Origin of the sequence: Catellatospora paridis (assembly GCF_009720365.1) — a bacterium.
In the GTDB taxonomy this organism is placed as follows: Bacteria; Actinomycetota; Actinomycetes; order Mycobacteriales; family Micromonosporaceae; genus Catellatospora; species Catellatospora paridis.
This window is the reverse complement of record NZ_ML769316.1, coordinates 525,306-539,958: the sequence shown is the minus strand read 5'-3', so window position 1 is coordinate 539,958 and position 14,653 is coordinate 525,306. Positions and strand designations below refer to the sequence as shown.

Here is a 14,653-nt window from a genome sequence, read left to right as displayed (position 1 = left end):
GCCGTCCGGCGTCACGTGGCCGGCTCGGTCTCCCAGGCGCGGATGAGGTCGCCGACGCGGCGCAGTGCCGTCCGGACCCGTTCGGTCCAGCCGTCGTCGCCCAGCAGGATCATCGCCTCGCCGCCGAGGAACGACGTGCCCACCAGGACCGCGAGTTCGGCGGCCGTGAAGGGGCCGAGCGAGCCGATCCGGGTCTCGGCTTCGCGGGCGACCTCTTCGAGCAGGTTCATCCAGCTCTGCAACATGGTGAGCACCCGCTGCGCGACCATGGCATCGGACCAGCCCGCGGCGATCATCTCCTGCAGCACGCGTACGTAGCCGGAGGCCAGGTCGTCGTCGAGGAAGTCGCACGCCTGCTCGTAGCGCTTCCACAGCGGCTCGGACGCGGCGTACATCTGTCGCTGCCGGTCGACCAGCCGTGCGTTCTCGTGGTCGAGCAGCGCGAGGACCATGCCCTGCTTGCCGCCGAAGTGGTAGTGGATCTGGCTGAGTGAGACGCCCGCCTGGTCGGCCACCTTGCGGGTGGACAGGTTGGCGTATCCCTCCGACAGCAGGCACGACCGGGCCGATTCCATGATCTTCGTCGATGTCGTGCTCAATGCTAACCCCTTGTTCGGTCGATCGACCGAATGTTAACGTACCGCTGATTCGGTCGGTCGACCGAACGATAAGGAGGATGCCATGACCCGGCGGATACTGGCACTCGGCTACGGCGGGCTCGCCTACGCCGCGTTCCTCGCGGCGATCACCTACACGATCGGCTTCCTGGCCAACGCGGTGGTGCCCAAGGGCGTCGACGACGGCGCGAGCGGGCCGGCCTGGCTCGCCGTGGCCGTCGACGCGGGCCTGCTCGGGGTGTTCGCCGTCCAGCACAGCGTCATGGCCCGGCCCTGGTTCAAGCGGTGGTGGACCCGCTACATCCCGGCGGCCGTCGAACGCAGCACGTTCGTGCTCCTGTCCAGCCTCGCCGTCGGGCTGCTGCTGTGGCAGTGGCGGCCGCTGACCGCGGAGGTCTGGTCGGTCGGGACGCCGTGGCTGCGCGTCCTGCTGTGGACGGTCTGCGGCCTGGGCTGGGGCGTGCTCGTGCTCAGCACGTTCCTCATCGGGCACTTCGACCTGTTCGGGCTACGTCAGGTGCTGGCGCGGGCCAGGGAGACCGGCTACGCCGAGCCGGGGTTCCGGCAGCCGATGCTCTACCGGATCGTCCGCCACCCGATCATGGTCGGCTTCATCATCGCCTTCTGGGCCACGCCCGACATGAGCGCCGGTCACCTGCTCTTCGCCGCCGCCGCCACCGGATACATCCTGATCGGGGTGCGGTTCGAGGAACACGACCTGCGCAAGAGCCTGGGGGAGCCCTACGAGGAGTACGCCCGCCAGGTGCCCCGGTTCATCCCCCGCGCGCGCCCCGTGTCCGAGCGGGTGGAGGCCTGACGATGCGGGCTCGGGAAGCGGATGTCGAGGGGTACGTCGAGAACGGCGGGGTGCGCATCCATTACGAGGTGCACGGTGAGGGAGAGGTGACCATCCTGCTCATGCCGACCTGGACCGTCATCGACAAGCGGTTCTGGAAGGCGCAGGTCCCCTACCTGGCCCGGCACCACCGCGTGGTCGTCTACGACGGCCCCGGCAACGGCCGCTCCGACCGCCCGCTCGACCCGGCCGCCTACGCGCAGGACGCCCAGGTGGCGTACGCGCTGAAGGTCCTCGACGCCACCGGGACCGGCCGTGCCGTTCCGGTGGCGCTGTCCATGGCCGCGAACTGGGCACTGGGCCTTGCCGCCGAGCATCCGGACCGGGTCCACGGGACCGTCCTGATCGGCCCGACGGTGCCCATCGCCACCCCGGACTCGCCCCGATCGGCCTTCAACCGCGTCGACGGCCCCGCGCCCGTGCTCGCGCCGTCGCAGGTGCCGGTGCTGGGCGGCGATCCGCCCGAGCACTGGCTGAAGTACAACCGCGAGTACTGGCAGGAGAACTTCGACGACTTCCTGTGGTTCTTCATGGGCCAGTGCTTCAGTGAGCCGCACTCCACCAAGCAGATCGAGGACGCCGTCGGCTGGGGCCGGCAGACCACGCCGGAGGTGCTGGTCGCCAAGAGCCACGCCCCATGGCCGGACAACCGGACCCTCACCGACTGGTGCGCGCGCCTCACCAGCCCGGTCCTGCTCATCCACGGCGACGACGACCGGATCAGCTCCATCCACCGCAGCCGGCTCCTCGCCGAGCTGACCGGCGGCGAGCTGGTGACCCTCGAAGGGGCCGGGCACCTCCCGCTCGCCCGCGACCCGGTCAAGGTGAACCTGCTGATCCACGACTTCGTCCAGCGCTTCCGGACGCCTGCCTCGCGGCTGCGGACGTGGTCGCGGTTCGGGCACCGGCGCAAGCGGGTGCTCTACCTCTGCTCGCCGATCGGCCTGGGCCACGCCCGCCGTGACGTGGCCATCGCCGCCGAACTCCGGCAGCGCCACCCCGAGTTGGAGATCGACTGGCTGGCGCAGCACCCGGTGACGAAAGTGCTTGACCAGGCCGGCGAGCGGGTGCACCCGGCGAGCCGGTGGCTGGCCAACGAGTCCGCGCACATCGAGGCCGAGGCGGGCGAGCACGACCTGCACTGCTTCGAGGCGCTGCGGCGCATGGACGAGGTGCTGCTGGCGAATTTCATGGTGTTCCACGACGTGGTGCGGGAGACCGATTACGACCTCGTGGTCGGTGACGAGGCCTGGGACGTCGATCATTTCCTGCACGAGAACCCGGAACTCAAACGGTTCGCGTACGCGTGGTTCACCGACTTCGTGGGGTTCCTGCCGATGCCGGACGCCGGGCCGCGCGAGGCGCTGGTCACCGCCGACTACAACGCCGAGATGATCGAGCACATCGCCCGGTATCCGCGGATCAGGGACCGGGCGATCTTCGTCGGCAACCCCGACGACGTGGTGGACGAGCGGTTCGGCCCGGATCTGCCGATGATCCGGGAGTGGACCCGGGAGCACTACGACTTCGCCGGGTACGTCACCGGATTCGATCCCGGCACGGTCGCCGACCGGCAGGCGCTGCGCGCCGAACTGGGCTACCGGCCTGACGAGCGGGTATGCGTGGTGACCGTGGGCGGCTCCGGGGTCGGCCACCACCTGCTGCGCCGGGTGGTGGAGTCCTACGGGGAGGCGGCCAGGCTCGTGCCGGGACTGCGGATGCTCGTCGTCACCGGCCCCCGCATCGACCCGTCAGTGGTCGACTCCCGGCCGGGCCTCGACGTGCGGGCCTTCGTGCCGGACCTGCACCGGCACCTGGCCGCGAGCGACCTGGCGGTGGTCCAGGGCGGCCTGACCACGTGCATGGAGCTGACCGCCGCCGGCCGTCCCTTCATCTACATACCGCTGCGCCACCACTTCGAGCAGAACTTCCACGTGGCGCACCGGCTCGAGCGGTATGGCGCCGGACGTCGCCTCGACTACGAGGATCTGACGCCGGAGGTCCTCGCCAAGGCCATCGCGGCCGAGATCGGGCGCGAGGTCGACTACCGGCCGGTGGAGCGCGACGGCGCGGCGCGCGCCGCCCACCTGCTGGCGGAACTGCTCTGACAGGGCCGATCGCCGCACGCCGGGCCCGGTCTCAGTCCAGCGGGCCGTCTCCCGGTCCGTCGGGATCGTCCACCACGTGCATCGCGGCCTCCTCGGCGCTGGCGCCGCCGCCGTCGATGCCGACGTCCCAGGCCACCGAGTCGGCCTGCTCGTCCTCACCGAAGCCCTGATCGTCGGCCATGAGCCGGCCGGCGCGCGGCTCGCGCTCGTAGCCGCGCCGGATCAGCTCGTCCTCGTCGTCGTCGACCGTCTCGGCGTACGGGTCGATGTCCGGCTCCTCCTCGGCCAACAGCTGGTCCAAGGTCTCGCCGGCCAGCGCCTCGGCCGGTGTCGTGCCGAAGCGGTTGGCGCCGGACCAGCGGTCGGCCGCCACCACGCCCGTGTCGAGGGGATCGGTGACCGGATCGCCGTCGAGGGTGTCCGAGGCGTCGAGCACCCCTTCGTCCTCGATCTCATCCCACTGGCCGAGGTCGTCGATCCTGTCGCCCTGCTCGCTGTCCTGGCTCATCGCTCCTCCGGCTCCCTCCGGTGCGGCCGGTCAAATGCCAGCATAACGCTCAAGCGGTCCCGATCAACCCTCCTCCCGACCGGCCGGATCCGCAACGCGCGCCCGCCGCGACCGCAGGCCGAGGTCCTCCAGCCAGCCCACCAGCTGCCGGTGCACCGCGTCCGCGCCGATGAGCGACGTCGATGCCGTCCAGCCGGCCGGGTGGATCAGCACCGGCCGGGTCTGCCATCCGCCCAGCCCGCCGTGGCAGCCGACCAGCTCCTCGAACGCCGCCACCTCGCCGGTCGCGGGGTCCAGCAGGCTGTTGAGCACGATGTCGCCGACGTGGGGCAGGGTGTCGTGCCGTCGGAGGTCGTCGGCGGCGTGCGGACCGAATCCGGTCAGTGGATCCGTGCCGTCGATCCGGCCGTCGGCGAGACAGCGGACGCCGTCGCGGCCGAGCACGACCGGCCCGCGGGCGCTCGACCGGACCATCGCGAACCCGACGCCCGGGTGGGTGACCAGGCCGGTCAGCAGATTCGGGTGCCGGGCCTCGATCTCCTCCAGCGTCAGCCGGCGGCGTTCCCGGGCGAGATACACCATGCCCAGGTTGCCGGACGCGACGACGACCAGGTCCGCGCCCTGCGGCGGTCCGGGAGAAGGCGGCTCCCGCAGCACGCTGTCGGTCAGCTTGCCGACGACCCTCTGCTCGCCGCTGACCTCGGTGAGCAGGGCCCGGACCCGGCCCCACTGCTCGTTGTCCGGCGCGGTGGCCACGTCCGGGCCGTCCGGCGACATCAGCCGCCGGACCAGGGCCTCCAGCGTCATCCCGTACCGCTGGAGGAACGTCGCGCCCTGGCTCTGCCCGTGATCGGAAAGGACGACGAGGTGGTACGGGCGTGGCGCGCTCGCGGCGAGCTTCTCCAGCGTGCCCAGCACCCAGTCGGTGCCGTCCAGCGAGGCCAGCGACTCGGCCCGGGTCGGCCCCGCGTGGTGGGCGATCTCGTCGTAGTCGACGAGATCGCAGTAGATCGCCGGCGCGCCCCGCATCATGTGCTCGGCCGCCAGGTTCAGGTTGAGGTCGCGTAGCAGCACGTTGGTCACGCCGCGCAGCGCCACGTAGGACGCGGCGCGATGCACCCGCGGTTCGATGTCGCGGGCCCGCTGCCGCCGGGCCTGGAACACCTCCTTGACCATCTCCCCGGCTGTCAGCACCAGCGAGCGGGTCAGCCCGAACGGATCGACCAGATAGGCGCTGACCTCCCGGGTCGGGCCGCGCCGTGCGCCCTTGCGGGCCACCGTGCTCATGGTCAGCAGGCTGACCGGCGCATCGCCGGAGAACACGTTGCTCAGGCTCACCCCGCCGTCGGCGAGCAGGCCCCGGCCGTCGGAGAAGCCCCGCTCGACGTACTCGGCGTCCCTGGGGTGGTTGGTGACGACCAGGCGGCCGGTCTCCTTCTCCAGCCAGCGGAAGGCGGGCACCTGCCCGCTGGCCCCGTGCAGCAGTCCCGCCTGGCTGGCCGGTGTCGTCGCGGGCAGCTGCGCGTGCCATTCGACGAGGCAGTGGCTGCCGGAACGGATCCACCGGGTCAGCGTCGGCAGGTTGCCCGCCTGGATCGCCCAGCGGGCCAGCGGCGCCGACAGCCCGTCGATCTGGATCATCACGACGCCGGGGACCGCCGTGGTGAGGGCCTGGCTGCGGGTCTTTTTGGTGGTCCGCAGCAGGTGTGCCAGTACGGCCGAGTCGTCGCCCGCGGTGACCACCCACATCCCGGCGCTGACCAGGATCGAGTAGATCCACGAGGCCCAGAACGCCGGCCAGAAGCCGCTCACCTGAATGTGCGGGGCCAGCGACAGGGCCAGGTAGACGAGCACCGCCTGGATCGACAACCATCCCGCCACGACACCGGCCCAGCCGAGCCGGGCGGCGAACGCGGCCAGCAGCGGCCGCAGCACCGCCGCGGCGATCGCCAGCAGCGCCGCGGCCAGCAGCACGTCCCACCCGGTGCTCGCGGACAGCCCCGGCACGACGGCGATCGCGATGCTCAGCGCCGCCCAGTCGAGCAGCAGCACCGGGACCGCCGTGCGCAGCCGCGCCCACGGCCGCCAAGCGCTCAGGGCTGCCACGTCAGCCCACTGCCCGGGGCCAGCACCCGAACCTCGGTGGGCAGCTCGCGGGCCGCGACGGCGGCGGCGAAGGCGCGGGGCGGCTCCCGGAGCCGGTCGGCATAGAACAGCTTCAGGCCGTACGGGAACAGCGTGCCCCAGTGGACGGGCACGGCACGGCGTGGGCGCAGCCTGGCGACGGCTTCGGCGGCACGCTGCGGGTTCAGGTGACCGGGCCCGAGGTTGGGTCCCCAGCCCCAGACCGGGATCAGGGCCACGTCGAGGTCGGGGCACAGCTCGCGCATCCCGGGGAACAGGTCGGTGTCGCCGGCGAAGTAGGCGACGGTCCGCGCGGAGCCGACGAGGTAGCCGACGGCGGCGGCCCGGGGACCGAACGGCTCCCGGCGGCCGTCGTGCACCGCCGGGGTCGCGGTGATGGTCACCGCGCCGACGGTGTGGGACTCGCCGACCTGCAGCGTGACGATCCGCCGGAACCCGCGCCGGCGGAGGAAGTCGCCGGCCCCGTCGGGCGCGACCAGGCAGACGTCACGGTCGAGCAGGGCCAGCGAGGCCGGGTCGCAGTGGTCGTGGTGCAGATGGGACAGCACGACGACGTCGACGCCGGCGTGATCGCCAGGCGATACCGGTGCGACGACCCGGCGCAGGAAGGTCAGCCGCCGGCGCAGCACGGGGTCGGTGAGCACCCGGACGCCGTCTAGGTCGAGCAGCACCGTCGAGTGGCCCAGGAACACCAGTGAGGACGACACGCGGAGCCCTTCCGGCAAGCGACAGGATGCCCCTCGAATGTCGCACCGCCCCCGGCGTGCCGGGCCGGAATCCGGCATTGCGCCGCCACCGCGTCCCCGCGGACGCGGCGTCGGCTGCCGTCGTGCTGGTGCGCGGCGTCCGGTGGCCGCGAGGCTGACGCTAATCCCGGGGACCTTCGCGACGCGGCTGATAGAGGGCTTAACGTGTCCCCAGGGGCGCGAAACGCGTCCGCCACAGAGCCGACCAGAGGAACAGCGATGCCGACCGTCCCCCTTCGAGACCGTGCCGCCTGGAAGGCGCTGGAGTCGCACCGCGCCGAGCTGGCCGGGCGCACCCTGCGCGAGCTGTTCGCCACCGACCCGGAGCGCGGTGAGCGGCTGACCGCCGAGGCGGCCGGGCTCTACCTCGACTACTCGAAGAATCTGATCACCGACGAGACGGTGCGGCTGCTGGTGCGCCTGGCCGAGGAGTCCGGGCTGGCCGAGCACCGCGACGCGATGTTCCGGGGCGAGCCGATCAACGTTTCGGAGCACCGCTCGGTCCTGCACGTCGCGCTGCGCATGCCGAAGGGCGCTGCCCTGGTCGTCGACGGCGTCGACGTCGTCGCGCAGGTCCACGAGGTGCTGGACCGGATGGCCGACTTCGCGCGGCGGGTCCGCTCCGGCGAGTGGAAGGGCCACACCGGGAAGCGGATCAGGAACGTCGTCAACATCGGCATCGGCGGCTCGGATCTGGGGCCGGTCATGGCGTACGAGGCGCTGCGCCACTACACCGACCGGGACCTGACGTTCCGGTTCGTGTCCAACGTCGACGCCACCGACTTCGTCGAGGCCACCCGCGACCTGTCCGCCGACGAGACCCTGTTCGTCATCTCGTCCAAGACCTTCGGCACCCTGGAGACCCTCACCAACGCCCACTCGGCCCGCGACTGGCTCGTGTCCCGGCTGGGCACGCCGGACGCGATCGCGAAGCACTTCGTGGCGGTCTCGACCAACGCCGAGCGGGTCGCGGAGTTCGGCATCGACACCGCGAACATGTTCGGCTTCTGGGACTGGGTCGGTGGGCGCTACTCGATGGACTCCGCGATCGGGCTGTCGACGATGGTCGCGGTCGGGCCGGAGCAGTTCCACGACCTGCTCGCGGGCTTCCACGAGATGGACGAGCACTTCCGCGGTGCGCCGCTGCCGGAGAACCTGCCGGTGCTGATGGGCCTGCTGGGTGTCTGGTATTCGAACTTCTTCGGCGCGCAGACGGTCGCCGTGCTGCCCTATGAGCAGTACCTGAAGCGGTTCCCCGCCTACCTGCAGCAGTTGACGATGGAGTCCAACGGCAAGCACGTGACCCTGGGCGGCGACCCCGTCGACTACGACACCGGTGCCGTCTACTGGGGCGAGCCGGGCACGAACGGCCAGCACAGCTTCTACCAGCTGATCCACCAGGGCACCCGGCTGATCCCGGTCGACTTCATCGGGTTCGGCACGAGCCTGAACCCTCTGGGCGACCACCACGACATCCTGCTGTCCAACGTCTTCGCCCAGGCCCAGGCGCTGGCGTTCGGCAAGACCGAGGACGAGGTGCGGGCCGAGGGCACGGCTGCCGACGTCGTGCCGCACCGGGTGATGCAGGGCAACCGCCCCACCAACGTGCTGCTCGCCGAGAAGCTGACGCCCCGCCTGCTCGGCGGCCTCGTCGCCCTCTACGAGCACATCGTCTTCACCCAGGGCACGATCTGGGGCGTCGACTCCTTCGACCAGTGGGGGGTGGAGCTCGGCAAGCAGCTCGCGGCCCAGATCGCGCCCGAGCTCACCAGCAGCACCGAGCCGGACCTGAACCACGACTCGTCGACGAACGCACTCATCCGCCGCTACCGGCGCCTCAAGGGATAGCAGCAAGTGGCCCCGCCGCAACCATGCGGCGGGGCTGTCCGGTCTCGGACGGCCGGGAACTACTTGAACCTGTCGGGGAACTGCGCAACGATGCCGTTTCCGAAATAGCCGACCAGCGCCTGCACCTGCTGGTAATAGGCTTCGTTGTCGGCGATGCTGCGCGGGTAGTCGCCGCCGACGAAGCTGGTCACCGCGGTGCTGAGCAGGGTCTGGTTCTGATTGAGCAGCTGAAGGGTCTTGTCGTACGGGAAGTGCTCAGGATTCGCCGCGCTGAGGACCTTCGCCAGCTCGCCGATGCTCTGGTGCCATCTGTCGTCGGCGTCGGCGAGTCCGGCCTTGTCGCCGGCCTTGGCCGCGGCGACCGCCTCGGTGGCGATCCCCGTCTGCGCCGAGAGCAGGCTGGTGATCTTCTCGCCCGTCTCCTTGCCGTAGTAGGTGGCGAAGACCTGGCCTATGTCCGCCTGGTTCTTCATCAGCCTGGCGGCCGCGGCAGCCGCCGCGTCGGGGTGGGCCGCGCCCAGAATCGCGGCGACGTAGTGCTCCCGCGTATACCTGGCGTCGTTGGACCACTGCGTGCCCATCGCCGTCCACAGCTCGGCTTTGGCCTGGTCGCCGGACGGACTCGCGGCCGTGGCACCGGCCGATCCGAGCACCCCGACGAGCAGGAGGAGCACGGCGGCTCCCACCAGCGCTCGCAAACCTGCTTTCATGATCGCCCTCTCCGCGAGGAATCAGCACTGCACGGCTCCAACGTGTACCCGCGGACGCCATCGCCGAAACGCGGGCCACCGCAACGCCCGTTCCGGTCGAGCCGGAGTTCGCCAGCTGAGACCGCCGGGCACGACTGATCGCATAGCCTGGTCGTGGAGGTGGCGAATGCGCCGGATCGTCCTGGTGGGTCTCGTGCTGTGGCTGATCGCCGGGGTGGCGGCCGCGGCGCAGCGCGACTACTTCACCGGGGCCCCTGCCGACTGCGACCGTGTCACCACCATCACCGCCACGGCCCTCGCCGGCCCGTTGAACTACGTCGGCGCCGACCCGAACGTCCGGTGCTAGCGGCCCGTCGGCGGGAGATCGGTCAGCTGGCCGCGGCGGCGGATGAGATACGCCGTCTCGGCGGTGTTGCCGGCCAGCCCGATGGCCCGGTCGTACGCCGCCCGTGACTGCACGCTGCGGCCTAGCCGGCGCAGCAGGTCGGCGCGGGTGGCGTGGAAGGCGTGATAGCCCTCCAACGGCAGCCGATCGACCTCCGCCAGGGCGACCTCCGGACCGTCGAGTTCGGCGACCGCGATCGCCCGGTTGAGCCGCACGATCGGCGAGGGATCGAGGCGGACCAGCTGGTCGTACAACGCGACGACCTGCGACCAGTCGGTGTCGCGCAGGTCGCGGGCATCGGTGTGCACGGCATTGATCGCGGCGAGGATCTGGTAGCGCCCCGGCGCCTGGCCGGTGGCGAGGCGCGCGCGGACCAGGGCGTGGCCCTCGGCGATCAGCTCGCGGTCCCAGGCGCCGCGGTCCTGCTCGCCGAGGGTGACGAGCTCACCGCTCGTCGACACCCGCGCGGCCCGGCGGGCCTCGGTGAGCAGCATCAGCGCGAGGAGTCCGGCGACCTCGCCGTCGGCCGGCAGCAGGGCACGGACCAGCCGGGTCAGCCGGATCGCCTCGGCGGTCAGGTCGCCGCGGACCGCATCCTGTCCGGGGTCCGAGGCCAGGTAACCCTCGTTGAAGATCAGGTAGAGGACGGCGAGCACCCCGGTGACCCGGGCCGGGAGGTCCTCGCGCGACGGCACGCGATACGGGATCCGCGCTGCCTTGATCTTGGCCTTCGCGCGGGTGATCCGCTGACCCATCGCGGTCTCCTGGACCAGGAACGCGTGGGCGATCTCGGGCACGGTGAGCCCGCCGACCAAACGCAGGGTCAGCGCGACCCGCGTCTCCATGGCCAGTGCCGGGTGGCAGCAGGTGAAGACCAGGCGGAGCCGGTCGTCGTCGATGGCGCCGAGCGGTTCGGGGGTGTCGGACAGCATCAGCGCCTCCCGGTGCTTCTCCTCGCGCCTGGCCTCGCGTCGGATCCGGTCGATGGCCCTGCGGTGGGCGGTGGTGGTCAGCCACGCGCCGGGGTTCGGCGGGACACCGTCGAGCGGCCAGCGCTCGACGGCGGTCGCGAACGCCTCGGCGGCCATCTCCTCGGCGATGTCGAGGTCCCCGAAGCGCCTGGCCAGGGTGGCGACCACCCGGGCCCACTCGGCGCGGTGGGTCCGGGCGATCAGCTCGCCGACGTCGGTCATTCGCCCAGGAACGGCCGGAGCTCGACCCGGCGGTTGCAGCTCTTGGACCCCTGGGCGGCGAGCCGGAGCGCCACGTCGAGGTCGGGGGCCTCGATGATCCAGAAGCCGGCGACGTGCTCCTTCGACTCCAGGTACGGCCCGTCGGTGAACACCGGCTGCCCGTCCCGGCCGTCGATGACCGTGGCCGTGTCGGGCGAGGCGAGGCCTCCGGCGAACACCCAGTGGCCGTTCGCCTGAAGCTGCTCGTTGAAGACGTCGATCGCGGCCATCTCCTCGTCGGTGGCGAGGTCGTTCGAGTCGAACAGCACGGAAACCAGGTACTGCGCCATCGGGATCATCTCCTGTCGTGGTGCGGCCGCTGCCTCCAGCGGCCTCTCACCTCTGCTACGAACGCCGCTGCCCCGGTCCGACACACTCCGTCGAGATTTCTTCGAGGAGTCTGCTACGCCACGGTACGGACGGAACGCATGGTGCGCCGAAGCCGGGTTCATGCCGTGTCAGGGTCCGTGCGGGGAACGCACGCTGTGCTTGAGTGCCATGGGTGGCAGGTACTCGTCGACGAGGGTGCGGTGCCACCAGGCGCCGGTGGCGCGCCGCTCGGCGCGCGTGGTGAACCGGTAGCGGTAGAGCAGCGCCCGTACGTAGGTCGGCGGCTGGTCGGGGAACGGGTTGCCGCGCAGCAGCCGCAGCAGCGCGTGGTCGCCGGTGAGCAGGCGGCCGACCAGGTCGAGCAGCCACGGGTGGGCGTACAGCGGGGACATCGCGGCGAACCACATCAGCCAGTCCAGGCGCAGGTGGTACGGCGCGAACTGGCGCGGCAGCCGGCGGGGATCGCCGGGTTTGCCCTTGAAGCCGTACTCCCGCCAGACCGTGTGCGGGCCGAGGCTCGACTCGTCGGTGCCCTCGATGACGATCTCGTGGCGGACCTTGGTGACGCTGCCGAACGCGCCGTAGGTGTTGACCAGGTGCAGCGGTTCGAAGCTGAAGTTCATCAGCTGGTGTCGCGAGACCAGGTTGCGGGCGGGCCGGTAGCTGAGCACGATCACCAGCGCCGCGGCGGCGAGCACGACCACGTGGTACCAGGGTGGTCCGGTCGCGGCCGTGCCGGTGCCGAGCAGTGGGGAGAGGTCCAGCGCCGAGACGGCCAGGATGATCGCGATCCAGTTCAGCCAGGAGAAGTTGCCCGATGCGACCAGCCACAGCTGGGTGACGATGATGATCGCGGCGGCCCCGCTCGCGACCGGCTGCGGCAGGAACAGCCCGAACGGGACTACGAGCTGGGTGACGTGGTTGGCGGCCACCTCCGCGCGGTGCAGCGGGCGCGGCAGGTGGTGGAACCACCAGCTCAGCGGGCCGGGCATGGGCTGCGTCTGGTGGTGGTAGTACAGGCAGGTCAGGTCGCGCCAGCAGCGGTCACCGCGAATCTTGATGAGCCCGGCGCCGAATTCGAGCCGGAACAGCAGCCAGCGCAGCAGCCAGAGCATGACGACCGGCGGGCCGGCCCGGGCGTTGCCGAGGAAGATCGCCAGGAAGCCGGCCTCCAGCAGCAGGCTCTCCCAGCCGAATCCGTACCACAGCTGGCCGACGTTGACGATCGACAGATACAGCAGCCAGAGCAGCAGCCACATCGCCATCGCGGTCCACAGCGGCACCGCGTCGCCGACGCCGACGAGCAGCGCGGCGGACACCGCGACCCCCGTCCATGCGACCCCGGTCGACAGTCGGTCGGAGTAGTGCAGGTAGAAGATGCTCGGCGCGCGCCGCCACGGGGTGCGGGCGAGGAACCGCGGCACCGGGGTGAGGCCGTGCTCGCCGAGCAGCGCCCGGAACTGGTTGGCGGCCACCAGGAACGCGAGGAGGTAGACGGCGGCGAGGCCGCGCTGGAACAGCAGCCGGCTCCACCAGTACTCGGATGCGGTGAACCAGTCCATGTCAGCACTCCGTGGGACCCGGCACCCTTATGCCGAAGACTCTGCGCAGCGCCACCCGGGCGGCGTGGAAGCCGCACATGCCGTGTACGCCGGGTCCGGGTGGGGTGGATGCCGAGCACAGGAACACGGCCGGGTCCGGGGTGGCGTAGGGGACCGGTGCGAAGTTCGGCCGGAACAGCAGGCGCAGGCCTTCGCAGCTGCCGCCGGCGATGTCGCCGCCGAGGTAGTTGAGGTTGCGCCGCTGGATCTCCGCGGGTCCGGCGACGGCTCGGGCGAGCACCAGGTCGCGAAAGCCCGGTGCGAACCGTTCCAGCTGCGCCTCGATCGCGGGGGTGAGGTCGCCGGTCCAGCCGTTGGGCACGTGGGCGTACACCCAGAACACGTGGGAACCGGCCGGGGCGCGCGTCGGGTCGCAGAGGCTGGGCTGGGCCGTGATCAGGAACGGCGGGTCGGGCGCGGCGCCGCGGTGCACTGCTTGCAGCGCCGCGCCGATGTCGGCGTCGTACGGGCCGAGGTGCACGGTGCCCGCCTGGCGGCAGGCCGGTGACGTCCATGGCACCGGTCCCGACAGCGCATAATCGATCTTGAAGACGGCCGGGCCGGGCCGGGTGCGGCGCAGCCGTTCGCGGTAACGCTCCGGCAGCCGGGCGCCCGCCAGGTCGGCGAGGTGCTGCGGCACGACGTCGAGCAGGTACGCCTGCGCCCGCGGCAGCTCGTCCAGGCTCGTGACCGGGTGTCCGGTGTACACCTGCCCGCCCAGTTCCCGCAGGTAGGCCGCGAGGGCGTCGGAGATGGACTGGGACCCGCCGCGCGCCATTGGCCAGCCGACGGCGTGCGCCGCCAGCGCGAACGTCAGCGCGACACCGCTGGTGCCTGGCGAGCTCAGCGGCGAGGTCGTGTGCGCCGCCAGCCCGGCCAGCAAGGCCCGCGCGAGCGGACCGTGGAACAGCCGCAGCAGGACCGCGGCCGGGAGCGCCGCGGGTATGCCGAAACGGGCGAGCAGCAGCGGGTGGTGGGGCGGCGCGCCCAGCGGGGGGCGCAGCACATCCGGAGCCAGCTGGTCCCACCGGCCCAGGAACGGCCGGACCAGCCGCCGGTACTGCGCCGCGTCGATGTTCAGCGAGGCGGCGGTCTGTGCCACGGAACGGGTCAGGATTGCGGCCGTGCCGTCCGGGAACGGATGGGCCAGCGCCACCTCCGGCTGTAGCCACTGCAGGCCGTGACGGTCCAGCGGCCAGGACCGCAGCACGGGCGAGCCCGCTCCCAGCGGGTGCACCGCCGAGCACGGGTCGTGCCGGAAGCCCGGCAGGGTCAGCTGCTCGGTGCGGGCGCCGCCGCCCACGGTGTCGGCGGCCTCGAAGACGCTCACCCGCAGGCCGGCCCTGGCGAGGGTCACCGCCGCGGCGAGCCCGTTCGGTCCGGCGCCCACCACGACCGCGTCGACGCCGTCCACACCGCCACCAGCCATGGCACCTGCCGTCCTGTGCGGAGCACGAACGTTCGACGTGCTGCGTACCCGGTTGGCGGCCCGGCCACACCTCCGAGCTGCGCCCCGCCGGGCCCGCTGCGATGCCGGCTAGGCGGTGAGTTCCGGATCAACACCATC

At 71.5% G+C, this 14,653-nt stretch carries 13 protein-coding genes; 4 read left to right on the top strand and 9 right to left on the bottom strand.

Features of this window, described 5'->3' with window-relative positions; translation table 11 throughout:
- Positions 1-11: 11 nt before the first annotated feature.
- A complete protein-coding gene (locus tag F9C41_RS17975; RefSeq protein ID WP_230689704.1) occupies positions 12-599 on the bottom strand; it encodes a TetR/AcrR family transcriptional regulator in 588 nt (195 codons plus the stop codon).
- Between the two features lie 82 nt (positions 600-681).
- On the opposite strand from F9C41_RS17975, the gene mddA reads away from it, so the two are divergent.
- Positions 682-1,434, top strand: coding sequence for a methanethiol S-methyltransferase (mddA, locus tag F9C41_RS17970; protein ID WP_155387946.1), 753 nt, complete (start codon positions 682-684; stop codon positions 1,432-1,434).
- Positions 1,435-1,436: 2 nt separating this feature from the next.
- Positions 1,437-3,581, top strand: coding sequence for an alpha/beta hydrolase (locus tag F9C41_RS17965; RefSeq protein ID WP_155387945.1), 2,145 nt, complete (start codon positions 1,437-1,439; stop codon positions 3,579-3,581).
- Positions 3,582-3,612: 31 nt separating this feature from the next.
- On the opposite strand, the gene F9C41_RS17960 is transcribed toward F9C41_RS17965, so the two are convergent.
- The 3 genes from F9C41_RS17960 to F9C41_RS17950 form a co-directional block, all read right to left on the bottom strand.
- Positions 3,613-4,089, bottom strand: coding sequence for a DUF5709 domain-containing protein (locus F9C41_RS17960; RefSeq protein ID WP_155387944.1), 477 nt, complete (start codon positions 4,087-4,089; stop codon positions 3,613-3,615).
- A 63-nt stretch (positions 4,090-4,152) separates the two neighbouring features.
- Entirely contained in the window at positions 4,153-6,195 is a 2,043-nt protein-coding gene (locus F9C41_RS17955) for a phage holin family protein (protein WP_230689703.1), read from the bottom strand.
- Positions 6,183-6,941 (bottom strand): MBL fold metallo-hydrolase, encoded by a 759-nt coding sequence (locus F9C41_RS17950; RefSeq protein WP_230689702.1) that lies wholly within the window; start codon positions 6,939-6,941, stop codon positions 6,183-6,185. Before F9C41_RS17950 ends, F9C41_RS17955 begins: the two co-directional genes overlap by 13 nt.
- Positions 6,942-7,199: 258 nt before the next feature.
- Here F9C41_RS17950 and pgi point away from each other — a divergent pair, with 258 nt between their 5' ends.
- The gene (pgi, locus tag F9C41_RS17945) at positions 7,200-8,828 is read left to right on the top strand and encodes a glucose-6-phosphate isomerase (RefSeq protein WP_155387942.1); all 1,629 of its coding nucleotides are present in this window, start codon (positions 7,200-7,202) and stop codon (positions 8,826-8,828) included.
- A gap of 59 nt (positions 8,829-8,887) precedes the next feature.
- On the opposite strand, the gene F9C41_RS17940 is transcribed toward pgi, so the two are convergent.
- Positions 8,888-9,502 (bottom strand): hypothetical protein, encoded by a 615-nt coding sequence (locus tag F9C41_RS17940; protein ID WP_155387941.1) that lies wholly within the window; start codon positions 9,500-9,502, stop codon positions 8,888-8,890.
- A gap of 202 nt (positions 9,503-9,704) precedes the next feature.
- On the opposite strand from F9C41_RS17940, the gene F9C41_RS17935 reads away from it, so the two are divergent.
- Positions 9,705-9,884 (top strand): hypothetical protein, encoded by a 180-nt coding sequence (locus tag F9C41_RS17935; RefSeq protein WP_155387940.1) that lies wholly within the window; start codon positions 9,705-9,707, stop codon positions 9,882-9,884.
- Here F9C41_RS17935 and F9C41_RS17930 read toward each other — a convergent pair.
- From F9C41_RS17930 to F9C41_RS17915, 4 genes are all read right to left on the bottom strand, one after another.
- A complete protein-coding gene (locus F9C41_RS17930) occupies positions 9,881-11,116 on the bottom strand; it encodes an RNA polymerase sigma factor (protein WP_155387939.1) in 1,236 nt (411 codons plus the stop codon). The two genes, F9C41_RS17935 and F9C41_RS17930, sit on opposite strands and share 4 nt — an antisense overlap.
- Positions 11,113-11,445 carry a YciI family protein gene (locus F9C41_RS17925; protein WP_155387938.1) on the bottom strand — a complete coding sequence of 111 codons (333 nt, stop codon included), beginning with the start codon at positions 11,443-11,445 and terminating at the stop codon, positions 11,113-11,115. Before F9C41_RS17925 ends, F9C41_RS17930 begins: the two co-directional genes overlap by 4 nt.
- Before the next feature lie 168 nt (positions 11,446-11,613).
- The gene (locus F9C41_RS17920) at positions 11,614-13,047 is read right to left on the bottom strand and encodes a lipase maturation factor family protein (RefSeq protein WP_155387937.1); all 1,434 of its coding nucleotides are present in this window, start codon (positions 13,045-13,047) and stop codon (positions 11,614-11,616) included.
- 1 nt (position 13,048) lies between these two features.
- Positions 13,049-14,515 carry a phytoene desaturase family protein gene (locus F9C41_RS17915; RefSeq protein ID WP_155387936.1) on the bottom strand — a complete coding sequence of 489 codons (1,467 nt, stop codon included), beginning with the start codon at positions 14,513-14,515 and terminating at the stop codon, positions 13,049-13,051.
- Positions 14,516-14,653 lie beyond the last annotated feature (138 nt).

Excerpts from the sequence above, each read along its gene's own strand:
- F9C41_RS17930 (WP_155387939.1), bottom strand. The coding sequence starts at position 11,116 with ATGACCGACGTCGGCGAGCTGATCGCCCGGACCCACCGCGCCGAGTGG.
- F9C41_RS17920 (WP_155387937.1), bottom strand. The coding sequence starts at position 13,047 with ATGGACTGGTTCACCGCATCCGAGTACTGGTGGAGCCGGCTGCTGTTC.
- F9C41_RS17965 (WP_155387945.1), top strand. The coding sequence starts at position 1,437 with ATGCGGGCTCGGGAAGCGGATGTCGAGGGGTACGTCGAGAACGGCGGG.
- mddA (WP_155387946.1), top strand. The coding sequence starts at position 682 with ATGACCCGGCGGATACTGGCACTCGGCTACGGCGGGCTCGCCTACGCC.
- pgi (WP_155387942.1), top strand. The coding sequence starts at position 7,200 with ATGCCGACCGTCCCCCTTCGAGACCGTGCCGCCTGGAAGGCGCTGGAG.
- F9C41_RS17960 (WP_155387944.1), bottom strand. The coding sequence starts at position 4,089 with ATGAGCCAGGACAGCGAGCAGGGCGACAGGATCGACGACCTCGGCCAG.
- F9C41_RS17935 (WP_155387940.1), top strand. The coding sequence starts at position 9,705 with ATGCGCCGGATCGTCCTGGTGGGTCTCGTGCTGTGGCTGATCGCCGGG.
- F9C41_RS17915 (WP_155387936.1), bottom strand. The coding sequence starts at position 14,515 with ATGGCTGGTGGCGGTGTGGACGGCGTCGACGCGGTCGTGGTGGGCGCC.
- F9C41_RS17925 (WP_155387938.1), bottom strand. The coding sequence starts at position 11,445 with ATGGCGCAGTACCTGGTTTCCGTGCTGTTCGACTCGAACGACCTCGCC.